Annotated in this window: 21 protein-coding genes; 9 read left to right on the forward strand and 12 right to left on the reverse strand. The window is 72.1% G+C overall.

Annotated features, from left to right (window positions below):
- The first annotated feature begins 276 nt into the window (after window positions 1–276).
- Window positions 277–1,275 carry a hypothetical protein gene (locus tag BLR90_RS12185; protein WP_091025478.1) on the forward strand — a complete coding sequence of 333 codons (999 nt, stop codon included), beginning with the start codon at window positions 277–279 and terminating at the stop codon, window positions 1,273–1,275.
- On the opposite strand, the gene BLR90_RS12190 is transcribed toward BLR90_RS12185, so the two are convergent.
- A complete protein-coding gene (locus tag BLR90_RS12190; protein ID WP_143016203.1) occupies window positions 1,263–1,823 on the reverse strand; it encodes a hypothetical protein in 561 nt (186 codons plus the stop codon). The two genes, BLR90_RS12185 and BLR90_RS12190, sit on opposite strands and share 13 nt — an antisense overlap.
- A 64-nt stretch (window positions 1,824–1,887) precedes the next feature.
- Here BLR90_RS12190 and BLR90_RS12195 point away from each other — a divergent pair, with 64 nt between their 5' ends.
- Window positions 1,888–2,436, forward strand: coding sequence for a TIGR03086 family metal-binding protein (locus tag BLR90_RS12195; protein ID WP_091025480.1), 549 nt, complete (start codon window positions 1,888–1,890; stop codon window positions 2,434–2,436).
- Here BLR90_RS12195 and dtd read toward each other — a convergent pair.
- A complete protein-coding gene (gene dtd, locus BLR90_RS12200; RefSeq protein WP_091025575.1) occupies window positions 2,414–2,866 on the reverse strand; it encodes a D-aminoacyl-tRNA deacylase in 453 nt (150 codons plus the stop codon). The genes BLR90_RS12195 and dtd overlap by 23 nt on opposite strands.
- A 48-nt stretch (window positions 2,867–2,914) precedes the next feature.
- On the opposite strand from dtd, the gene BLR90_RS12205 reads away from it, so the two are divergent.
- Window positions 2,915–3,928 carry a M48 family metallopeptidase gene (locus tag BLR90_RS12205; protein WP_245715276.1) on the forward strand — a complete coding sequence of 338 codons (1,014 nt, stop codon included), beginning with the start codon at window positions 2,915–2,917 and terminating at the stop codon, window positions 3,926–3,928.
- A gap of 4 nt (window positions 3,929–3,932) precedes the next feature.
- Here BLR90_RS12205 and BLR90_RS12210 read toward each other — a convergent pair whose 3' ends face one another.
- From BLR90_RS12210 to BLR90_RS12250, 9 genes are all read right to left on the reverse strand, one after another.
- The gene (locus BLR90_RS12210; protein ID WP_091025481.1) at window positions 3,933–4,991 is read right to left on the reverse strand and encodes an HAAS signaling domain-containing protein; all 1,059 of its coding nucleotides are present in this window, start codon (window positions 4,989–4,991) and stop codon (window positions 3,933–3,935) included.
- Window positions 4,988–5,356, reverse strand: a complete 369-nt coding sequence (locus BLR90_RS12215; RefSeq protein ID WP_174812371.1) for a PadR family transcriptional regulator — start codon at window positions 5,354–5,356, stop codon at window positions 4,988–4,990. Before BLR90_RS12215 ends, BLR90_RS12210 begins: the two co-directional genes overlap by 4 nt.
- Window positions 5,357–5,491: 135 nt before the next feature.
- Window positions 5,492–5,647 (reverse strand): hypothetical protein, encoded by a 156-nt coding sequence (locus tag BLR90_RS21035; protein WP_170254322.1) that lies wholly within the window; start codon window positions 5,645–5,647, stop codon window positions 5,492–5,494.
- Between the two features lie 124 nt (window positions 5,648–5,771).
- Window positions 5,772–6,650, reverse strand: a complete 879-nt coding sequence (locus tag BLR90_RS12225) for an HpcH/HpaI aldolase/citrate lyase family protein (protein ID WP_091025484.1) — start codon at window positions 6,648–6,650, stop codon at window positions 5,772–5,774.
- 1 nt (window position 6,651) lies between these two features.
- Window positions 6,652–7,746: an HpcH/HpaI aldolase/citrate lyase family protein gene (locus BLR90_RS12230; RefSeq protein WP_091025485.1), complete on the reverse strand. Its 1,095-nt coding sequence runs from the start codon at window positions 7,744–7,746 to the stop codon at window positions 6,652–6,654.
- Window positions 7,747–7,798: 52 nt separating this feature from the next.
- A complete protein-coding gene (locus BLR90_RS12235; protein WP_091025577.1) occupies window positions 7,799–8,341 on the reverse strand; it encodes a DnaJ family domain-containing protein in 543 nt (180 codons plus the stop codon).
- A 37-nt stretch (window positions 8,342–8,378) separates the two neighbouring features.
- Window positions 8,379–9,839, reverse strand: a complete 1,461-nt coding sequence (locus tag BLR90_RS12240; protein WP_091025486.1) for an MFS transporter — start codon at window positions 9,837–9,839, stop codon at window positions 8,379–8,381.
- Window positions 9,839–11,176 carry a M20 family peptidase gene (locus BLR90_RS12245; RefSeq protein WP_091025487.1) on the reverse strand — a complete coding sequence of 446 codons (1,338 nt, stop codon included), beginning with the start codon at window positions 11,174–11,176 and terminating at the stop codon, window positions 9,839–9,841. The genes BLR90_RS12240 and BLR90_RS12245 overlap by 1 nt, the downstream gene beginning before the upstream one ends.
- Before the next feature lie 17 nt (window positions 11,177–11,193).
- Window positions 11,194–11,811, reverse strand: coding sequence for a nitroreductase family protein (locus BLR90_RS12250; protein ID WP_091025488.1), 618 nt, complete (start codon window positions 11,809–11,811; stop codon window positions 11,194–11,196).
- Between the two features lie 22 nt (window positions 11,812–11,833).
- Here BLR90_RS12250 and BLR90_RS12255 point away from each other — a divergent pair, with 22 nt between their 5' ends.
- From BLR90_RS12255 to BLR90_RS21660, 6 genes are all read left to right on the forward strand, one after another.
- Complete coding sequence (locus BLR90_RS12255; protein WP_091025578.1) at window positions 11,834–13,063, forward strand: allantoate amidohydrolase; 1,230 nt, start codon at window positions 11,834–11,836, stop codon at window positions 13,061–13,063.
- On the forward strand, window positions 13,060–14,418 hold the full coding sequence (locus BLR90_RS12260) for a formimidoylglutamate deiminase (RefSeq protein ID WP_091025489.1): 1,359 nt from the start codon (window positions 13,060–13,062) through the stop codon (window positions 14,416–14,418). Before BLR90_RS12255 ends, BLR90_RS12260 begins: the two co-directional genes overlap by 4 nt.
- Entirely contained in the window at window positions 14,415–15,560 is a 1,146-nt protein-coding gene (gene hutI, locus BLR90_RS12265; protein ID WP_091025579.1) for an imidazolonepropionase, read from the forward strand. The genes BLR90_RS12260 and hutI overlap by 4 nt, the downstream gene beginning before the upstream one ends.
- Window positions 15,557–16,327 (forward strand): CDP-alcohol phosphatidyltransferase family protein, encoded by a 771-nt coding sequence (locus tag BLR90_RS12270; protein WP_091025490.1) that lies wholly within the window; start codon window positions 15,557–15,559, stop codon window positions 16,325–16,327. Before hutI ends, BLR90_RS12270 begins: the two co-directional genes overlap by 4 nt.
- Window positions 16,328–16,403: 76 nt before the next feature.
- A complete protein-coding gene (locus tag BLR90_RS21040; RefSeq protein ID WP_170254326.1) occupies window positions 16,404–16,547 on the forward strand; it encodes a hypothetical protein in 144 nt (47 codons plus the stop codon).
- Window positions 16,548–16,598: 51 nt separating this feature from the next.
- The gene (locus BLR90_RS21660; RefSeq protein ID WP_170254325.1) at window positions 16,599–19,556 is read left to right on the forward strand and encodes a helix-turn-helix transcriptional regulator; all 2,958 of its coding nucleotides are present in this window, start codon (window positions 16,599–16,601) and stop codon (window positions 19,554–19,556) included.
- A gap of 70 nt (window positions 19,557–19,626) precedes the next feature.
- Here the strand turns inward: BLR90_RS21660 and BLR90_RS12280 are convergent, their stop codons facing one another.
- Complete coding sequence (locus tag BLR90_RS12280; RefSeq protein ID WP_218029408.1) at window positions 19,627–21,018, reverse strand: M1 family metallopeptidase; 1,392 nt, start codon at window positions 21,016–21,018, stop codon at window positions 19,627–19,629.
- Window positions 21,019–21,027: the final 9 nt, after the last annotated feature.

The following is a 21,027-nucleotide window of genomic DNA, read 5'->3' on the forward strand; positions in this document are numbered from 1 at the left end:
GCCAAATCCAGGTCGAAAACGTTCCGTACTTTCCCGGCCGCTGACCACCGCGACGCCACGAACCATGCACAGACCCGCCGACCGACGGCGCCATGCACAGGTTGATGTAGTCGCGGCGTCGGCTCGACGCGAGGGCGGCATACGTCGTGGATGAAACGACTGCACTGGGACCCGGTTTGCCTGCGGCCCGAAGGACTTGTGTCACCGAGTCGGGTGGACCCGTCAGGACTCGAGGGCCCAACCTGGCGGACCGCCAATGGCCCCAATTGGGACCGCGTGAGCCGCGGCCTCTATGTGCCGGCAAACCGACCGAAGGTCGTCGAGCAGCGCATCGTCGAACAGGCTGCGCGACTCCTCTCGGACGCCACCGCGGGATGTGTGACGGCATGGGCAGCCCTGCGGTGGCACGGAGCCAACTTCTTCGACGGCCTCGACAACGATGGCGTGACACTCCTTCCGGTCCCCATGGTGCTGGGGGGTGGGGGACACAAGCTGCGGCAGGTCGCGGGTTCGCACGTCTCCCGTGAGCAGCTCCCCTGGAACGACCGCGAAGTCGTCGACGGCGTGCCCGTGACGACGGTGGCGCGGGCGCTCTTCGACGAGGTCCATCGGCGCGGCCGACTGTGGCCGGCGGTGAGCGCCATCGACATGGCGGCCGCGGCAGGTCTAATCTCCGTGTGGCTGTTCGCGACCTACGTCGGCAACATGAACTCGCGCAACGGCGCCCCTTTGGCGCGCGAGGCGTGCTCCCTTGCTGTTGACGAGAGCCGCTCGCCGCTCGAGACCTGGCTGCGCCTGATCTGGCTGATCCTCGCGGGGCTCCCCGAGCCCCTGGTGAACCACCCTGTCTACGACTTGGACGGCCGTTTGCTCGGTATCCCGGACCTCTTCGATCCGATCGCGGGTCTCGTGGTCGAGTACGACGGAGCGCACCACACCATCGGAGACCAACCCCTGCGCGACTTGGTACGTGAGGAGAGGTTTCGTGATCACGGGCTTGAGTACATTGCCATCGTCAAGGGGCAGAGCAGGGCGGCGGTGGCCCGCAGGCTCGTCGCGGCACGCGCTCGCGCCCCCTTCCGCCCGCCGCCTTCGCGGGCCTGGACCGTGGACCGCCCCGCTTGGGACCCGGAGCCTGAGAACCTGACCGCGAGGCTCGAGCGTCTGGGGCTGGCGCCCTACCTGACCGGGGAAAGTACGGAACGCAATCGACCTGGATCCTGGGCTGAGGGGGCGAAAACGTTCCGTACTTTCCGGGGATCTCAGCCGGCGTAGAAGCCGATCATGTCGGTGGTGACGGTGAGGTCGGGGAGAAGGGTGCCGTCCGCGGCGACCAGGCCGGTCATGGTGAGGGTGCCGGTGACGCCGTTGAAGCCGTCGATGCTGGGCGGGCCGAGCGTCATGGTGCCGCTGCCCTCGACGATCGCCTGCTCGCCGGAGACACGGCCGTTCAGGATGTCGTTGCACTGGTCGCCGATCAGGTCCGTGCCGGTCTGCAAGGTCGCCGTGACCTCGGGGTCGGGGAGGGTGAGCTCCAGCGCGGTGGGCTGCGCGGCCGAGCGGTCGCGCTGCTCGACGTAGACCTGGATCACCTGGGATCCGTCGGCATCGGCGGCCCAGAAGAACGCCTCGCCGCAGCCGCCGCTCGCGGCGACCTCGAACGCGGGCCCGGACGAGGTCGAGGTACCCCCGGGGTCGACGGCACGGGTGTCGTCCGGCTCGTCGGAGCACGCGGCCAGAGACAGGGCGAGGGCCAGCGAGGAGGCGGCGATCACGGGGGTGCGCATGCCGGTTGGACGCCGGCCGCTCCGGAGGAGTTCCACTGGTTGACGGTAGACGCGGACCGGCCTACGTTGTCCTCAACCATTCGGTTGAGAAAGGACGGTCATGACCCCAGCCGAGGAGTACCGCGAGATCGTGAGGACGTTCACCGACCGGGTGCGGGGCACCACTGACTGGGACGCGCCGGCGCCGGTGGCGGGGTGGACGGCGCGCGACGTGGTGCGGCACCTGGTCGAGTGGTTCCCGGCGTTCCTGGAGGGCGGGGCCGGCATCACGCTGCCCACGGGGCCCTCGGTCGACGAGGACCCGGTCGCCGCGTGGACGACCTTCAGCGAGGGGGTCCAGTCGCTGCTCGACGACCCGACCTCCGAAGCCAAGGTGCTGACCAACCCGCACATCGGCGAGGTGCCGGTGCCGACCGCGATCTCCCGCTTCTTCACCGCCGACGTGTTCATGCACACCTGGGACCTGGCCCGCGCGACCGGCCAGGACGAGACGCTGGACCCGCAACGCTGCGCCGAGATGCTGGCCGGCATGGAGCCGTTGGACGACGTGCTCCGGCAGAGCGGGCAGTACGGCGCCAAGGTCGACGTCCCTGCCGATGCTGACGTTCAGACGCGGCTGCTGGCCTTCATCGGTCGCGACCCACGCTGACCCGCGGGCTGTCGAGCACCAGCGTGATCGGGCCGTCGTTGACCGACTCGACCTGCATGTCGGCGCCGAACGCACCCCGCGAGACCTGCGCCCCGAGACGCGAGAGCTCGGAGCAGAAGGCGTCGAACAGAGGTTCGCTGACGGGTCCGGGGGCGGCGGCCTGCCAGGTCGGGCGGCGGCCCTTGCGGGCGTCGCCGTAGAGGGTGAACTGGCTGACGACCAGGATCGGGGCGCCCACCTCGGAGGCTGACCGTTCGTCGCGCAGCAGCCGGAGCTCCCATACCTTGCGGGCGGTCCAGGCGAGGTCGGCGGGGCCGTCGTCGTGGGTGACGCCGAGGTAGACCAGCAGCCCGGGCTCGCGGGTCTCGCCGACCACGTCGCCGCCGACCGTGACCCGGGCTCGCAGGGTGCGCTGGATGACTGCTCGCATGGGGGCCATCCTGGTCCACGGCGACCGTCCGTGTGCCACGCTGGCCGGGTGACGAACCAACCGGCTCGCTCTCGGGCCACCCTGACCGGCATCAGCTCACGCGCGTGGGAGCACCCCGCCGACCAGGGCGCCCTGGTGGCCCTGCGCAAGCTGAAGGGCTTCGACACGGTGCTCAAGGCCGTGTCCGGGATGTTCAACGAACGCGCCTTCCGGCTGGTCTTCCTCGGCTCGGCCGTACGCGTCGACGAGCGGCAGTTCCCCGCGCTCCACTACCTCCTCGGCGACGTGGCGCGGGTGCTCGACGCCGAGGAGCTCCCCGAGATGTACGTCGCCGCCAACCCGGTCCTCAACGCGATGACGATCGGGATGAACAAGCCCTTCATCGTGCTCAACTCCGGCCTGGTCGACCTGCTCGACGACGAGGAGCTGCGCTTCGTGATCGCCCACGAGCTGGGTCACGCGATCAGCGGGCACGCGGTCTACCAGACTCTGCTCCAGCGGCTGCTCGTCCTCAGCGGGGTGCTCAGCAGCCTTCCGTTCGGCGGCCTGGGGGTCCGGGCGATCACGGCCGCGCTCTACGAGTGGTCGCGCAAGGCCGAGCTCTCGGCCGACCGGGCCGGGCTGCTCGCCACCCAGGACCCCGCCGCGGCGTTCCGGGTGCACATGCAGCTCGCCAGCGGCGGGCACCTCGACCACCTCGACACGACGTCGTTCTTCGCGCAGGGCCAGGAGTACCTCGACTCCAGCGACCTGCGCGACTCCGTGCTCAAGCTGCTGCTGATCGAGAACCGCACGCACCCGTTCGCCGTCGTCCGCGCCGCCGAGCTGCGTCGCTGGGTCGACTCCGGCGACTACACCCGCTACCTCGCCGGCGGCTACCCGCGCCGCACCACCGACGACGACGCCAAGGTCACCGACGCCGCCAGGGCCGCGGCCGCCAGCTACTCCGAGACCTTCCAGCAGTCGCAGGACGTGCTCGGCAAGCTCGTGCACGACATCGCCGGCGTCGCGGGCAGCGTCAAGCTCTGGCTCGACGAGAGGCTGCGCCGCGACGACGGCTGAGGTCCTACTCGACCGGCGAGGTGGTCGGCACCGGTGAGGTCACCGGCGGTACAACGGCGAACGGCGGCTCCGGCGTCGTCACCGGGCCGGCGTCCCGCCGCTCTGCCTCCTCCAGGCACGAACCGCGCCGCTGCTCGCGCTGGGCCAGGGGGAAGACGTTGAAGAGCTGACTGGTGCCGTTGAACCACCCGCAGCCGACGGTGCGCTCCGCGCCGCGACCCAGGTGCGCGTCGCCGGCGCGTACGTCGAGCGGCTCGCCGTTGGCGCGGAACAGCTGGGCGCCCTGGATGAGCCGCCCGTCGCGGTTGTAGGCGAACACGTTGCGCACCTCGCGGCCGTCGACCCGCAGGCCGGGCTGGTGCCGGCCGTCGCGGTAGCCGGCGGAGTAGCCGCTGTAGTCGCTGTGCTCGTGCTGCCCCGCGAGCTGGAAGCTGAACGGCAGCAGCAACGCCGTGACGTTGGCCGCGATCAGCAGCAACCGCGTGAGCAGCGGGCGGTCCGGGCCGGAGCGGGGCCACAGGCGCCCGAGCCCGATCAGGGCGCTGAGGACGATCGCGACGGCGAGGACGAGCGGACCCAGCAGGTCGATGCCCAGCGTGGGCACGAGGGTGACGTTCTCCCACTCGCCGGCCACCTGGTCGAGGAAGGTCACGACGATCCAGGCGCGCAGGGCCCACCACGCGGGACGCAGGGCCTCGGCGACGCTCCACGCCTGCCGGCTCCACGGGCGCAGCTCGACCTCCGCCAGCAGCCACGCCCGCATGCGGTCCAGGTCGTCGCCGAGGTCGCCCGGTCGGCGCACGGGAGGCAGCCAGCGCCGGCGGACCCGGGTCTGCTCGGGCAGGCCGGCCGCGGCGCGCAGCTCGGCGGCGTACGCCGTGGGGTCGCCCAGGACGTCGGCCCACAGGCCGGGGCTCTCGGCGAGCTGGTCGGACAGGTCGGCTTCGAGCCCGCCGACCAGCTCCTCGCGCTCCTCGTCGCTCAGGTCGGCCAGCCGGGCGCGGACCTCCGACACGAAGGTCTCGACCTCGGGCCGGGTGGGGATGTGAAGGGTGTCGTTCACGAGGCTGCTCCCTGCTTCTGCTGCTCGGCCGTCTGGCGATCGGGCGTCTGGTGGTCGAGGAGGGCGGAGACGGTGTCGGAGAAGGTCGCCCAGTCCTTGGTCTGCTGCGCGAGCTGGGTGCGCCCGATCGGGGTGATCCCGTAGTACTTGCGGTGCGGCCCCTCGTCGGAGGGCACGACGTACGACGTGAGGGCGCCCGCCGCGTAGAGGCGGCGCAGCGTGCCGTAGACCGAGGCGTCGCCGACCTCGGTCAGGCCGCCGGCGCGCAGGCGTCGGAGCACGTCGTAGCCGTAGCCGTCGTCGTCCTCCACGACGGCGAGCACCGCCAGGTCGAGCACGCCCTTGAGGAGCTGGGTGGTGTCCATGCACCGCACACTACTGCGCAACCCGCAGTAGTGCGAGCAACGAAGCAGCACCCGGCGCGTCGCGGGGCGCTGAGGTCCGAAATGAGGAGGACCCCCCCGGCCGGCGGCCAGGGGGTCCTCGTCAGTGCGTGTGGATCAATAGACCCGTCGGCGGGAGCCGCCGAGCGGGACGAGGTTCAGGATCAGACCGACGACCAACAGGATCGCGCCGATCGTGGTGAGGATCGGAATCGATGCCACCAGCCCGATGATGAGCAGAATCAGACCAAGTACAACCATGGGGAAAACCATCCTCTCGAAATGTGTCACTCGAAGCATGGCCCCCGACGTGGTGTGCCCGAACCACCCGCGCGGGTGGTTTCGTCCGTTGAACGGGTGGGTAAGGGCGAAAATCGTCGTAAAACGAACGGTTTAACTACTGATCCTGTAACGCTTCGATCGCCTCGTGGATCGCGAGCGTGCGCTGGGCCGACTCGACGTGGAGGTTCTCCACCATCTTGTTCTGGTAGGTGACGACTCCGCTGCCCTTGCCGTCCTCCCACGCCGCGAGCATGCCGCGGGCGTCCTCGACGGCCTGCTCCGACGGGGCGAACTGCTCGTTGGCGGGCACGACCTGTCCCGGGTGGATCAGGGTCTTGCCGTCGAAGCCCATCTCGCGGCCCTGGCGGCACTCGTCGAGGAAGCCCGCGTCGTTCTTCACGTCGTTGTAGACGCCGTCCAGGATCGCGATCCCGGCCGCGCGGGCGGCGAGCAGCGACAGCGACAGCGACGTGAGCAGCGGCGCCCGGCCGGGCACGTGCTCGGCGTAGAGCTCCTTGACCAGGTCGTTGGTGCCCATGACGAGCACCGCGAGCCGGTCGGAGGCGGCGGCGAGCTCACGCACGTTGAAGATCGCTTCGGGCGTCTCGACCATCGCCCACAGGCGGGTGTGGTCGGGCGCCCCGGCCTTCTCGAGGGCGGCGACCAGGGAGCGCACCTCGTCGGCGCTGTTGACCTTGGGTACGACGACGCCGGAGGGGCCGGCATGGGCGGCGGCGGCGATGTCGGCGTCGTGCCACTCGGTGCCGATCCCGTTGACGCGGATCGTGACCGTACGGCGTCCGTAGTCGCCCGATGCGGCGGCGGCGCAGGCCGACTCGCGGGCGGCCGGCTTGGCGTCGGGGGCGACGGCGTCCTCGAGGTCGAGGATCAGCCCGTCGCAGGCGATCGACTTGGCCTTCTCCAGCGCCCGCTCGTTGGAGCTGGGCATGTAGAGGACCGAGCGCAGCGGGGTGAACAGGCTCTGCTCAGTCATCTCAGGCCTCCTCGTCGACGGTGATCGCGTCGTACTGCTTCTTCAGCTCGGGGTCGATCGCGGCGAGCTCCTCGGCGAGGCGCACCATCACCAGGCACTGCTTGAGGGAGGCGTCGTCCTCCATCTTCCCGTCGAGCATCACCGCACCCGTGCCGTCGCCCATCGCGGCGACCACCCGGCGTGCGTGCAAGATGTCCTCGACGCTCGGGCTGAACACCCGGTTGGCGATCGCGATCTGCTTGGGGTGCAGGCTCCACGTGCCGACGCAGCCGAGCAGGAACGCGTTGCGGAACTGGTCTTCGCACGCGACCACGTCGGCGATGTCGCCGAACGGCCCGTAGTAGGGGTAGATGCCGTGCATCGCACACGCGTCGACCATGCGCGCGATCGTGTAGTGCCACAGGTCCTGCTGGTAGGTCGCGCGGTGCGCCTCGAGGTTGGCGGTGCCGTCGACGCGGGGCGGGTCCTCGCGGACCAGGTAGCCCGGGTGACCTCCCCCGACGCGGGTGGTCTTCATCCGGCGGTCCGCGGCGAGGTCGGCCGGCCCCAGGGAGAGACCCTGCATGCGCGGGGAGGCCCCGCAGATCTCCTCGACGTTGGCGACGCCGCGCGCGGTCTCGAGGATGGCGTGGATCAGGATCGGCCGGTCGAGCCCGGCCTTGGCCTCGAGCTGCGCGAGCAGCCGGTCGACGTAGTGGATGTCCTCGGCGCCCTGCACCTTCGGCACCATGATCACGTCGAGCTTGCCGCCGATCGCCGGCACCAGCGTGGTCAGGTCGTCGAGCACCCACGGGCTGTCGAGGGAGTTGATCCGGGTCCACAGCTGCGTCGGGCCGAAGTCAGTGGCTTTGGCGATCTTCACCAGGCCCTCACGGGCGGCGAGCTTGTTGTCGGCCTTGACGGCGTCCTCGAGGTTGCCCAGCAACACGTCGACGGTGCCGACCATGGCGGGGATCTTGGCCGCCATCTTCTCGTTGCTCGGGTCGAAGAAGTGGATCGCGCGGCTGGGCCGCGCGGGGATCTCGGTCAGGGGTGACGGAGCTCCCACCGCCAGCGGGCGGAAGAAGTCCTTGGCGCTACGCGAGGAACCGGTCATGCGCGGAAGTTATCAGCGCCTTCCCGGAGGCGGTATGACGGATCTCTCCCGGTCAGCGGCGGCGCTGCCACCACCGGCGTCGCGGCGGTGCCGGGTCAGGGGCGGCCTCCGCCGCCCGCGCCGTACGACGGTCGGCTCGTCGCTGCTGCCACGCGGCGACCGTCTCGTCGAGGTCGCGCGGCATCGTGATCAGGGGCGGCTGACCGTCCTGGGGCGAGTAGCGAGCGCGCATGACCCGGGCGTTGAAGTCCTCGACCTCACGGCGTACCTCCGCGTCGGCGAACAGCTGGTCGAGCCGGGCGTCGAGCTCGGCGTCGTCCTTGCGCAGCTGGAGCGACGGGGGCAGGACGGCGATCCGCTCCCGCTCGACGAGCTTCTTCAGCCACCAGTCCGGGTCGTGGCTGGAGCCCAGGTCCTTGAGCGGCTTGCCCGCACCGGGCAGGTCGTCGAACTCGCCCTTCGCCATCGCGACCCGGATCTGCTGGTCGACCCACGACGCCTGCTGGGCCATCCGGGCGGCGGCCGCGCTGCGCCCGGTCCGGTCGTCCTGGACCCGGGACCGGTCGGGCTTCTCCTGCTCAGGCTGGTCGCTCATCGTCATCACCCCGGTCTCCAGGTTAGAAGGAGCCTGGTCACTCCTCGACCGGTGCGCCCTTGTCGGAGAAGGCGTGCTTGGGCGCGGCCAGCAGCGAGACCGCGGCGAGCAGCGCGGCCACGGAGCAGACCGCCCACACGGTGAGGTAGCCCGACAGCGGGGCCTCGGCCTCCGTGACGCCCTCGATCCCCTTGCTGGCAAGGGCGATCGCGAAGATCGAGGACGCGATCGCGCCGCCGACGGTCTTGGTCGCGTTGGTCATGCCGGTCGCGAAACCGGTGCGGTCGGGTGGCGCGGCGGCGGCCGCGGCGGCGGGCAGGGCGGCCACCAGCGCGCCCGAGCCGAGGCCGGCGATCGCCATGTTGAGCAGCGCCTGGCCGGTGCTGTCGTGGAACGGGATCCACAGCGCGTAGCCCAGCGCGACCAGCAGGCACGACACCATCAGTGCCCGTCGTACGCCGAGCCAGCGCGAGGTGAGCGGTAGCGTGAACGCCCCGATCGCCAGCGTGATCACGTAGACGCCGATCAGGGTCGAGACGAAGGCGGAGTCGGCGCCCAGGCCGTAGCCGCGCTCGGCCGGGTCGGCCTGCGCGAACGTCGACAGCGGGATCTGCCCGCCGAGCACCGGGATGCCGAACAGGAACGCCGTCAGCTGCACGGGCCACTGCTTGGCGCTGGCCAGGAGCCGCACGTCGACGATCGGGTCGGCCTGCCCGGACTCGTAGCGCCAGAAGGGCACGAGCGCCGCCAGACCGACGACCACGAGCGCCCAGGCCAAAATGCTGCCGACGCCGTCCAGCCGGAGTACGACGAAGCCACCCATGATCAGCCCGAGCGCGAGGGTGATCAGGGTCAGCCCGGTCCAGTCGATGCCTCCCGTGGCCTCACCGGGGGAGTTCTCGACGCCGACCAGGATCACGAAGAACACCGCGGTGACGACGATCGCGGGGATGGCGAGGATCAGGTTCATGTCGAGGGTGTCGACGAGCAGCCCGCTGCTCAGGGCGCCGACGATGACGGCGAGCTCCAGGGCGCCGACGAGCACGGCGGCGCCGCGCCGGGTGAGCAGCTCCTGGCGGCCGGAGTCGCGGGTGCGGCGGTGGATGATCGCCACCTCGAGCGGCAGCCACACGACGTAGGCGCCCTGGAGCGCCCAGCCGATCAGGAACGTCGAGAACGTCGGCGAGAAGGCCAGCGCCCACGAGCCCACCGCGGTGACCGCCGTCGAGAGCAGCAGCACCCGCTGGTGCCCGATCAGGTCGGCCAGCCGCGAGAGCAACGGCACACACAGGGCGCTCACGATCAGCTGCGCCGCCTCGAACCAGTTGACGTCGCCCTCGCTGATCGAGAGGTGGTCGGCGATCTGCGGGAAGATCGGCGTGTAGTAGCCCTGGAGCACGCCGCTGGCGACCTCCACCGCGACCAGGAAGCCGACGATCAGGCCGAGCCCCTGGACGGCGCCGCGGGTGTCGAGCCTCGGCGGTGTGGTGCTGCTCATCAGTGGATCCTCTCGATCAGCCGCTGGTACCAGCGCACGCCGTCGACGAAGGCGTCGACACCGAGGTGCTCGTCGACAGCGTGGATGGACTGGCGCTGGGTCAAGGTCATCCGGAACGGGGCGAAGCGGTAGACGCGCTCGCAGATCCCGGTGAAGAAGCGGGAGTCGGTGGCGGCCATCATCACGTAGGGCGCGGGTACGGCGTCGGGGAAGACCTCGGTGATCGTCGACTCCAGCAGCGCGAACGCGTCGTCCATCGGCGAGACCGGGCTGGGCTCGCAGCTCTCGATCACGTCCAGGTGCACCTCGTCGTCGGCGATCACCGTGCGCAGGTGGGTGAGGACGTCGGCGATCGTGTCGCCGACCATGATCCGGATGTTGACGCCGGCCTTGGCAGTCGCGGCGATCACGTTGAGCGCGGGGGCGCCGGACAGCGTGGTGACCGCGAACGTCGTGCGGGTCATCGCACTCGTCTCGGGTCCGGCGGCCAGCAGCGCGCGGGTGAGGAGCGGCTTGATCCGGGCGGCGTTGGCGAACACCGGGCGCAGCGCCAGGGGGCCGTGCGGCGCCATCCGGCGGAACAGCTCGATCGTCGGGTCCGGCGTGCGAGGGGCCATCGGCGCCCGGTCGAGCCGGACGATGGCGCGCGCGATCCGCGCGGTCGGGCCCATCCGGGCCGGCGTGCTCGCGTGCCCGCCGCGGCCCTCGACCCGCAGCTCGACCGACGTGTTGCCCTTCTCGGTCAGCCCGATGACGCCGATCGGGGCGGCCACGCCGGGGAACGCCTGGCTGGCGACCGCCCCGCCCTCGTCGAGCACGAACCAGGGCCGTACGCCGCGGCGTACCAGCTCCTCGACGGCGAGCGGTGCGGCCTCACCCGACACCTCCTCGTCGCAGCCGAACGACAGCCAGACGTCCTGGGCGGGGGTGAAGCCCCGCTCGAGCAGGGTCTCGACTGCCTCGCAGATGGCGACCAGGGAGCCCTTGTCGTCGAGCGTGCCGCGGCCCCAGATCTGGCCGTCGACGATCTCGCCGCTGAAGGGCGGGTGCTGCCAGGTGCCCTCGACGGGTACGACGTCGAGGTGGGCCATCAGCACGACCGGCCGCTCGTCGCTCGCGCCCGGCCAGTGGAAGAGCAGGCCGTGCGTGTGGATCCGGGTCAGCTCGAGGGACTCGTGCAGCACCGGGAACTGGCGGGCCAGCTCGGCCACGAAGTCGTCGAAGGCGGCGGTGTCGACGAGGGCCAGGTCGCGGTTGCTGACGGTGGGGATCCGGACCAGCGCCTGGAGCTTGGAGACGGCGCGCGACGGCTCGGGCTCACCCTCCCTCAAGGACATGGGCGGAGGCTACTCGCTCAGGTCGGCCCGTGTGCCCAGTTGCCGTGATGCACGAGGTCGGTCCACGGGACGCGTGATCGGCGGGCCGGCGAGCCGGCGTTGCCGGTGTCGGGCAGGCGGTGGCCGAGCGTGATCACGCCGATCGGGTCGTAGTCGTCGGGGATGCCGAACTCCGCTCGCAGCCGCGGCTCGTTGGCCTTGAACACCCCGAAGAAGCAGGCGCCCAGGCCGGCGTCGGTCGCGGTCTGGAGGATCAGCAGCGAAGCCATCGCGGTGTCCATGTGCCAGAACGGCATCGGCCAGCGCGCCTCGTCGCGGTCGGTCCAGCCCTTGTCCGGCTGGGCGTAGCGGTCGAGGTAGGCCGCCCGGCTCGAGCACGGCACGATCACCACGGGTGCCGTCATCAGGCCCCGCAGCCACTCGTCGGGGTCGTCGACGCTGTCGGTGGAGGCCCGCCAGAACCGGCGTACGTCGTCGGGCTGGTCGAGCCTCAGGAATGCCCAGCCCTGGCTGAACCCGGCGCTCGGGGCGTGGGTGGCGTTGTCGAGCGCCCGGTCCACGATCGCCGGGTCGACCGGCCGGTCGTCGTACTTGCGGACCATTCTGCGGCGCCGGACGACGTCCTGGAACTCCATAGGGGCCAGTATGGGACGCACCATGACTGACGACTTCGAGCGGATGTGGGCCGACCTGACGCCGATCGGGCGGTCGGCCGCCTCCGGTGGCTACTTCCGCCAGCCCTTCCTGGGCGCCGAGACCGAGCTGCGGGCGTGGTTCGTGGAGCAGGCTGTCGCCCGCGGACTCGACGTCGAGGCCGACGGGGTCGGCAACGTCGTCGCCTGGTGGGACCCGCCGGTGGGGGTCGGCTCGGAGGCGGGGACCGCGGTGCTGACCGGCTCGCACCTCGACTCGGTGCTCGACGGCGGTGCGTACGACGGTCCGCTCGGCGTGGTCTCCGCGCTGGCGGCGGTCGACCTGCTGCGCTCGCGGGGCTTCGTGCCCGGGCGGCGGATCGGGGTGTCGGTGTTCGCCGAGGAGGAGGGCTCGCGCTTCGGGCTGGCCTGCCTGGGCTCGCGGCTCGCGGCGGGTGCGCTGTCGTGGGGTGATGCCCGCGAGCTGCGGGACCGCTCCGGAGTCGCGCTGCCGGACGCGCTGTCGGCCGTCGGGTTGGCCGGTGAGTCCGTGCTGTCGCTGGCTGACGTGGGGACGTTCGTGGAGCTGCACGTCGAGCAGGGCCGCGACCTGGTCGACCGCGGCGCCCCGGTGGGCATCGCCAGTGGGATCTGGCCGCACGGGCGCTGGCGCTTCGACTTCGCCGGGGAGGCCAACCACGCCGGGACCACCCGGATGGAGGACCGCGCCGACCCGATGCTGACCTACGCGATGACCGCGCTCGCGGCCAACAAGCAGGCGCGGCTGGCCGGGGCGCGGGCGACGTTCGGCCGGGTAGAGGTGACGCCCAACGGAACCAACGCGGTGCCGTCCCGGGTGGTGGCGTGGCTGGATGCGCGCTGCTCGTCGGACGAGGCGCTCGCCGGGCTCGTGGAGGCGGTGTCCCGTCAGGGGCTCGACCGGGCCGGGCGGGACGGGACGTCCTTGGAGGTCACCGCCGAGTCGGTGTCGTCGTCGGTGGTCTTCGACGCCGGGCTGGCTGCTTCCCTGGCCGCCGACCACGAGGGCGGCGACTGGCCGGTGCTCCCCACCCAGGCCGGCCACGACGCCGGCATCCTCTCCGCCGCGGGCATCCCGTCGGCGATGCTCTTCGTCCGCAACCCGACCGGCGTCTCCCACTCACCGGCCGAGTCGGCGCAGATGTCCGACTGCCTGGTGGGCGTCTCGGCGCTCGCCGACACCCTCGAGCGGCTCGCCCAGGGAGGGGCGCGGTGACCGGCACGACGTACCGCCTCGAGCGGGCGTGGGTCGGCGGCGCCGTCCACGACGACGTCCTGGTCACGGTCGAGGGCGGGCGCTTCACGGAGGTACTTGTCGGGCGAGTCGGTCACTTGTCGGGTGTTGCAACCCCCGACAAGCGACGGGATCCCCGGCCAGCCGGGGATCCCGCCATCCCCGGCCTCACCCTCCCCGGCTTCGCCAACTGCCACAGCCACGCTTTCCACCGGGCGCTGCGGGGGCGGACGCAGCGCGAGCGGGGGACGTTCTGGACGTGGCGGGAGCAGATGTACGCCGTGGCGGCGCGGCTCACCCCGGACAGCTACTTCAACCTCGCCAAGGCGACCTACCGGGAGATGGTGGCCGCCGGCATCACGAGCGTGGGGGAGTTCCACTACCTGCACCACCAGCCCGACGGGACGCCGTACGACGAGCCCAACGCGATGGGGCTCGCGCTGGTCGAGGCGGCGCGCGAGGCCGGGATCCGGATCGCGCTGCTCGACACCTGCTACCTGAGCAGCGGGTTCGGGGAGCCGGTCCAGGGCGTCCAGGTCCGCTACTCCGACGGCGACGCCGACGCCTGGGCCGCCCGGGTGGACAAGCTCCAGCCCGACGACACCACCGTCATCGGGGCCGCGATCCACTCGGTACGGGCGGTCGCGGACGAGGACCTCGCCACCGTCGTCGCGGCCGCGCAGGGACGACCGCTGCACGTGCACCTGTCGGAGCAGACCGCCGAGAACGACGCCTGCATCGCGGCGTACGGCGCCACCCCGACCCAGCTGCTCGCGGACCACGGGGTGCTGGGCCCGCTCACGACGGCGGTCCACGCGACGCACCTGATGCCCGACGACCTCGCGCACCTCGGCGGCACCGGCACCCACGCCTGCTTCTGCCCCACCACCGAGCGCGACCTAGGCGACGGGGTCGGCCCGAGCCGCCACCTGTTCCACGCCGGCAGCCCGATCACCCTCGGCTCGGACAGCCACGCGGTCATCGACCCGTTCGAGGAGATGCGCGCCCTGGAGATGGACGAGCGCCTGGCGTCGCGCACCCGTGGCCACTGGACCGCCGGTGAGCTGCTCGACGCGGCCACCCGCGCCGGCCACCGCAGCCTCGGCTTCGCCGACGCCGGGGAGATCGCGGTCGGTCAGCGGGCCGACCTGGTGACCGTCGACACCGCCGGCCCGCGCACGGCGGGCACCGGGGCCGACGAGAACAGCGCCGTCTTCGCGGCCACCGCCGCCGACGTCACCCAGGTCATGGTCGACGGACGGGTCGTCTTCGAGCAGGGCGGACGCGGCGACATCGGGCGCGACCTCGCCACCGCGATCGAGAGGCTGTGGACGTGACCAGCACGCTCCTGACCGGCATCGGCGAGTTGGTGAGCTTCGCCGGCTCCGACCTGCCGGACGTGATCGAGCAGGCGGCCCTGCTCATCGACGGCTCGACCGTCGCCTGGGTGGGCCGCGCCCTCGACGCACCTGATGCCGACGAGCAGGTCGACCTCGGCGGCCGGACGGTGATCCCCGGCTTCGTGGACAGCCACAGCCACCTGGTCTTCGCCGGGGACCGGGCCGCGGAGTTCGCGGCGCGGATGGCCGGGGAGCCGTACGCCGCCGGCGGGATCCGCACCACGGTCGCAGCGACTCGAGCGGCGACCGACGAGCAGCTCACCGCCCATGTCGCCCGGCTGGTGCAGGAGATGCGCCGCCAGGGCACCACGACCGTCGAGATCAAGAGCGGCTACGGCCTGACGACCCGCGACGAGGCGCGCAGCCTGGCGATCGCGAGGCAGTTCACCGAGGAGACGACGTTCCTGGGCGCGCACGTGGTGCCCGACGGCGACCCCGCGGCGTACGTCGATCTCGTCACCGGCCCGATGCTCGACGCGGCGGCGCCGTACGCCCGCTGGATCGACGTCTTCTGCGAGACCGGCGCCTTCGACGCCGACCAGGCCCGCACCGTCCTCGCCGCCGGAGCGGCCCGAGGCCTGCTGCCCCGGCTGCACGCCAACCAGCTCGGCCACGGGCCCGGAGTCAAGCTCGCCGCCGAGCTCGGGCTGCACGCGGTCGACCACTGCACCTACCTCGACGACTCCGACGTCGACGCGCTGCGCGACAGCGGCACTATCGCGACGCTGCTGCCCGGCGTGGAGTTCTCGACGCGGCAGCCCTACCCCGACGCCCGCCGGCTGCTCGACGCCGGCGTCCTGGTCGCCCTGGCCTCCGACTGCAACCCGGGCTCGAGCTTCACCTCGTCGCTCCCGTTCTGCATCGCGCTCGCCGTGCGCGAGATGGGGATGACCCCGCTCGAGGCCCTTCGCGCGGCCACCGTCACGGGTGCCGCCGCGCTCGGCCGCGCCGACATCGGGACCCTCGCGCCCGGCCAGCGGGCGGACCTCGTCGTCGTCGACGCCCCCAGTCATGTGCACGTGGCCTATCGTCCGGGTGTGCCGCTGATTGCTCAGACCTGGGTCGCAGGCCGCCAGTGACCACCACCGCGACCTGGAGCCTCGGTCAGCGTGCGACCGCGGCCGCCGTCCACGCCTACACCGCCAGTGGGTCGGTGCTGGCGCTGCTGATGGTCCACCACTCCTACCGCGGCAACGTCGACACCGTGCTGTGGCTCTTCCTCGCGGCCATGGTCGTCGACGGCACCGACGGCTTCCTCGCCCGGCGGTTCCGGGTCAAGGAGGTGCTCCCGGGCTTCGACGGGGCGCTGTTGGACAACGTCGTCGACTTCATGACCTACGTGCTCGCGCCGATGGCGCTGCTGTGGGCCAACGGCTACCTGCCGGACGGCACGTTCGGCGCGGTCTGCGCGGCCGTGCCGTTGCTCGCCTCGTGCGTGCAGTTCTGCCGCACCGACGCCAAGCCGTTCGTGGCCGGCGAGCACTTCTTCCTCGGCTTCCCCAGCTACTGGAACGTGCTGGCGTTCTACGTCGTGGCCACCGGCCTCGGCGAGGCGGCGACGGCCGCGGTGATCCTGGTCTGCACCGTCCTGGTGTTCGTCCCGATCCGCTACGTCTACCCCTCGCGCACCGAGGCGCTGTGGCAGCTGACGTTCGTGCTGACCGCCCTCTGGTTCGCGTCGTACGCCGTCATCGTGGCGCAGCTGCCGGACCCCCACGGGCTGGTCGTCGCCGCCTCGGTGGGCTACCTCGGCTACTACCTCGCGCTGAGCCTGTGGCTGACCCTGCGGTCGGCGGCGTCTAAGGCACCTGAGCCGGCGGCGGACCTCATTCAGGGGCAAACCTAAGGCACCTGCCCGATGTGGAGGGCTACCTCAGAGAGCGAACCTCGTCTCACCACCGAGGCACTGAGGAGCCACCGACATGAGCGACAGCAGCATCTTCGTCAAGACCGAGCTCGACTACCGCAGCAACCGCATCCGCACGAGCGTCAAGGGCAACCGCCACAGCCGCTCGCGCAACCCGTTCGTCCGCCGCCCGGCGGACAAGAGCGAGATCCGGGGCTGATGAGCCGCGCTGAACCCACACCGGCCCACCCGACACGACATCATGGAGACCATGGCGCACACCAGCCGCACGATGGTCGGACGAGACGCCGAGCTGACGGAGATCGCTTCGTCGCTCGGCGTCTCGTCTGACTCCGGAGCCGCGTCGGGGCCCGGTGCCGTGCTGCTCTCCGGTGACGCCGGGGTCGGCAAGACCCGCCTGCTGATGGAGCTGCGCGACCTCGCCCTCGCCGAGGGCTGGCAGGTCGTCGCGGGCCACTGCCTCGACTTCGGCGACAGCGCCCTGCCCTACCTGCCCTTCTCGGAGGTCCTCGGCCGCCTCGCCACCGACCTCCCTGACGTCGTCGACACGGTCGTCGTCGTCCACCCCGTCCTGGCGCGCCTCCAGCCCGGCCGGCGGGTGCTCTCGGCCACCGAGGGCACCGGCAGCAGCGACACGGGTAGCACCGACGGTGGCCACTCGCTCGACCGGTCCGACCTGTTCGGTGCCGTCCACGCCCTGCTCGAGGCCGTGGCCGAGAAGTGCCCGGTGCTGCTCGTCATCGAGGACATGCACTGGGCCGACCAGTCGACCCGCGACCTGCTCGGTTTCCTCTTCTCCCGCCCGTTCGAGGGCCCGGTGGCGATCGTCGCGTCCTACCGCTCCGACGACCTCCACCGCCGGCACCCGCTGCGGCGCCAGGTCGCCGAGTGGTCCCGGCTGCGCGGCGTCGACCGGGTCGCGCTGGCGCCGCTGCCCGACGATGCCGTCCGGGCCCTGATCGGCGAGCTCGTGCCCTCCGGTCTGTCCGAGAAGGAGCTGGCCGACATCGTCGCCCGCGCCGAGGGCAACGCGTTCTTCGTCGAGGAGCTGACCAGCGCCGCCGCGGCCCCCGGGAGCTGGGTGCCCGCCGACCTGGCCGACGTGCTGCTCGTCCGCCTCGACCGCCTCGACGACAACGCCCGCCAGGTCGTGCGCACGGCGAGCGCCAGCGGCCGCAAGGTCGCCCACGACATGCTCGAGGCTGCCTCCGGGCTCGACGGCACCGCTCTCGAGGAGGGGCTGCGCAAGGCGGTCGAGATGAACGTGCTGGTCTCCGAGGCCGGCTACTACGCCTTCCGTCACGCGCTGCTCGGCGAGGCCGTCTACGACGACCTGCTGCCAGGCGAGCGGGTCCGACTCCACCGGCAGTACGCCGTGGCGCTCAGCGAGGGCAGTGCCCGCGGCACCGCGGCCGAGCTGGCCCGGCACGCCCGGCTGGCCAACGACCTCGACACCGCGCTGAGCGCCAGCATCCGCGCCGGCAAGGAGGCCTCGACCGTCGGCGGCCCGGACGAGGCGGCGTACCACTTCCAGCAGGCCCTGGAGCTGCTCGCCGACCCGCAGCGCTGCGCCGACACCGACGTCGACCTGTCCAAGCTGGTGGTGGCGACGGCCGACGCGCTCACCGCGAGCGGTGACCCGGAGCGCGCGATCGCGGTGATCCAGGAGCAGCTCGACCGGCTGCCGCCCGACTCCTCCGACGTGTGGCGCGCGCGGATGCTCAGCGCCCAGGCCAACGCGCTCTACATCACCGAGACCGAGACGGACCCGACCGCCTTGTCCGCGCAGGCGGTCGCGCTCGCGCCCGAAGGCGAGAGCCCGCTCCGGGCGCGGGTGCTGGCCAACCACGCGCGGATCCTGGCGGCCTGGGGCCGTTACGACGAGGCCCAGACGGTGGGCATGGACGCGCTGGCACTGGCCGAGCGGCTCGACCTCAACGAGCTCGCCTCCGACGCGATCACGACCCTGAGCGGGCTCAAGAAGGCCGGGCCCAAGGAGGGGCTGCGGGCCGCCCTGAACGAGGCCGTCGGCCGGGCCGAGCGCGCCGGGGCGGTCCACGCCGAGCTGCGCGGGCGGTTCTTCCTCGGACGGTCCTACGAGGACTGGGCGGAGTTCGACGAGGCGGTCAGGTGGTTCGGCAGCGCGATCCGGCGCGCGGAGGCCGCGGGCATCCCCTGGGCGCCGTACGGGTTCGAGTCGCGGTGGCAGCTCGCCATGGTGCACCTCTACCGCGGTGAGTGGGACGAGGTGCTCCGGCTGACCGACGTCGCCGACTCCAGCCCGCCGCCGATCCCCAACGCGATGCTGGCGCCGCTGCGGCTGCACGTCCAGCAGGCTCGGGGCGTCGACGTCGAGCGGCAGGTCGAGGCGCTGCGGAAGTTCTGGCCGCGCGAGGGGTCGATCGCGATCCACGCCGCCGAGCTGGAGATGGTCGCGGTGGGCCGGCGGGGCGACCCGGCCGGGGTCCTGGCCGTCTACGGCGACGCGGTCACCGTGCTCACCCGGATCTGGCACCCGTGGTTCAGCGCCCGGATCCGGCTGGCCGCGGTGGCCATGTCCGCGATCGCCGACTCCCTGCCGCGGATGAGCGGCGCCGAGCGCGCCGACTACGGCGGCGCCGTCGACCGCCTCTGCGCCGACGGCCACAACGTGCTCGACCGGTACGCCGACCCGTCGGGCCACTGGGGCCCGGAGGGCCGGGCCTGGATGAAGCGGCTCGACGCCGAGACGCTCCGCGCGCGGTGGCTGGTCGGGCTCGACGTACCGCCCCAGGACGTGCTGGTCGAGACCTGGCGCGAGGCCGAGACCCTGTTCGACGACTTCGGGCACGTCCACGAGCTCGCCGCGGTGCGGGTCGGGCTGGCCGGCATCCTGCGCGCCGGCGGCGACCTGCCGGCCGCCCGCGAGGTGGGCGACCTGGCCCGCACCGCCGCTCACGCGCTCGGGGCCCAGCCGTTGCTCGACCAGCTGAAGGCGCTCGGCTCCGCGCCTCAGCGCAGCGACGCGACGCCCGACGCGCTCACGCCTCGTGAGCGCGAGATCCTCGCCCTGGTCGCCGCCGGCCGCAGCAACGGCGAGATCGGCAAGCAGCTGTTCATCAGCGCCAAGACCGTCTCGGTCCACGTCTCCAACATCCTCGGCAAGCTCGGCGCCTCCGGCCGGACCGAGGCCGCCGCCATCGCGCGGCGGCGGGGACTGCTGGAGTGACGCGTCGAGCGACGCGGGAGGACTGTATTTCCGGGCCTGGGACCGGCCCCGCACGTCACTCGACGCAACGTCAGTAGCCCGCGGGCCGCCCGTCGAGCTCGAGCCAGTCGGCGAAGAGCTGGTCGAGCTGCTCGCCGGAGACCTGCTCGGCGAGCGCGAGCAGCTGGGCGGTGCCGGCGTTGCCCTGGCGGTAGACGGCCGCCCAGCGCTTGAGCAGCCGGAAGAAGTCGGTGTCGCCGACCCGCTCGCGCAGCGCCTGGAGGGTCATCGCGCCGCGGTTGTAGACCGGCTCGCCGAACAGGTCGGCCGAGTCGGTGAACTCGGTGGGCGCCGGGGACCACAGCCCGTCGGAGGCCGGGGTGGCGTAGAGGTCGTCGAAGCGCTGGGCGGGCGTGCGGCCGTCGTGGGCGCCGGTCCAGAGCCACTCGGCGTACGTCGCGAACCCCTCGGGCAGCCAGATGTCGTGCCAGTCGCGCAGGGTGACCGAGTTGCCGAACCACTGGTGCGCGGACTCGTGCACGAGCGTCGCGGAGTCGACCGAGTCCGGGTAGAAGGGCCGGTTCTGGGTCTCGAGCGCGTAGCCCACCGACGCGGCGTCGACGACCAGGCCGGCCGACGTGAGCGGGTAGGGGCCGAAGAGCTTCTCCTGGAACCGCAGCACCTTGGGCAGCGCGGCCCGGGCGGTGGTCGACCTCCCGGTGGTCGGGTCGACGAAGCTCCAGATCGGGATCCGGCGGCCGGTCACCGACGTCATCGAGGAGCGGTGGACGGCGAACCGGCCGACCGCGACCATCGCGAGGTAGGTCGCCATCCGGTCGCGCACCCGCCAGGTCCACGTCGACCCGGCGCCACGGTCGACCTTCGAGACCAGGTCGCCGTTGGAGACGGCCTGCACCCCCCGGGGGACGGTGATCCGGAAGCGGAAGCGGGCCTTGTCGCCCGGGGTGTTGTCGGAGGGGATCCAGGCCATGGTGCCGACCGGCTCGCCGAGCGCGATCGCGCCGTCGTCGGTGCGGACCCACCCCTCGGTCGAGCCGTCGGCGTCGACGATCTCCTGCGGCGTGCCGGCGTAGGCGACGGTCGTGGTGAACCCACCGGTCACCGGCACGCGGGGGCGGACCACCAGGTGCTGGGCGTCGCGGCGGAAGCCGGCCGGCCGTCCGTCGACCCGGACCGAGGTGACCTTCATCCCGACCAGGTCGAGCGAGAACGTCTTCAGCCGCTGCGGGGTCGTGGCCCGGACCGTGGTGCGCGCGTCGAGCCGGTTGGTCGCCGGGTCGTAGTCGAGCCGGACGTCGTAGTGCCGGACGTCGTAGCCGGGGTGACCCTGCTGCGGGAACAGCGTGTCGGTACGGCCGGTCGGCTGGCCCTCGGGGGCCGCGGTCACCGCGGCCGTGACGCCGGCCAGCAGGGCGAGCACGACGAGGGGCACGAGGAGCAGACGACGCATGGGGGTGGGCACACTGCGACT

It is taken from the genome of Nocardioides szechwanensis, assembly GCF_900103935.1.
Taxonomy (GTDB): Bacteria; Actinomycetota; Actinomycetes; order Propionibacteriales; family Nocardioidaceae; genus Nocardioides; species Nocardioides szechwanensis.

What these genes read in the sequence shown, in the direction of transcription:
- BLR90_RS12195 (WP_091025480.1), top strand. Translation starts at nt 1,888, where the DNA reads ATGACCCCAGCCGAGGAGTACCGCGAGATCGTGAGGACGTTCACCGAC.
- BLR90_RS12225 (WP_091025484.1), bottom strand. Translation starts at nt 6,650, where the DNA reads ATGACTGAGCAGAGCCTGTTCACCCCGCTGCGCTCGGTCCTCTACATG.
- BLR90_RS12215 (WP_174812371.1), bottom strand. Translation starts at nt 5,356, where the DNA reads ATGGACACCACCCAGCTCCTCAAGGGCGTGCTCGACCTGGCGGTGCTC.
- dtd (WP_091025575.1), bottom strand. Translation starts at nt 2,866, where the DNA reads ATGCGAGCAGTCATCCAGCGCACCCTGCGAGCCCGGGTCACGGTCGGC.
- BLR90_RS21660 (WP_170254325.1), top strand. Translation starts at nt 16,599, where the DNA reads ATGGCGCACACCAGCCGCACGATGGTCGGACGAGACGCCGAGCTGACG.
- BLR90_RS12230 (WP_091025485.1), bottom strand. Translation starts at nt 7,746, where the DNA reads ATGACCGGTTCCTCGCGTAGCGCCAAGGACTTCTTCCGCCCGCTGGCG.
- BLR90_RS12255 (WP_091025578.1), top strand. Translation starts at nt 11,834, where the DNA reads ATGACTGACGACTTCGAGCGGATGTGGGCCGACCTGACGCCGATCGGG.
- BLR90_RS12240 (WP_091025486.1), bottom strand. Translation starts at nt 9,839, where the DNA reads ATGAGCAGCACCACACCGCCGAGGCTCGACACCCGCGGCGCCGTCCAG.
- BLR90_RS12250 (WP_091025488.1), bottom strand. Translation starts at nt 11,811, where the DNA reads ATGGAGTTCCAGGACGTCGTCCGGCGCCGCAGAATGGTCCGCAAGTAC.
- BLR90_RS12245 (WP_091025487.1), bottom strand. Translation starts at nt 11,176, where the DNA reads ATGTCCTTGAGGGAGGGTGAGCCCGAGCCGTCGCGCGCCGTCTCCAAG.
- BLR90_RS21040 (WP_170254326.1), top strand. Translation starts at nt 16,404, where the DNA reads ATGAGCGACAGCAGCATCTTCGTCAAGACCGAGCTCGACTACCGCAGC.
- BLR90_RS12235 (WP_091025577.1), bottom strand. Translation starts at nt 8,341, where the DNA reads ATGAGCGACCAGCCTGAGCAGGAGAAGCCCGACCGGTCCCGGGTCCAG.
- BLR90_RS21035 (WP_170254322.1), bottom strand. Translation starts at nt 5,647, where the DNA reads ATGGTTTTCCCCATGGTTGTACTTGGTCTGATTCTGCTCATCATCGGG.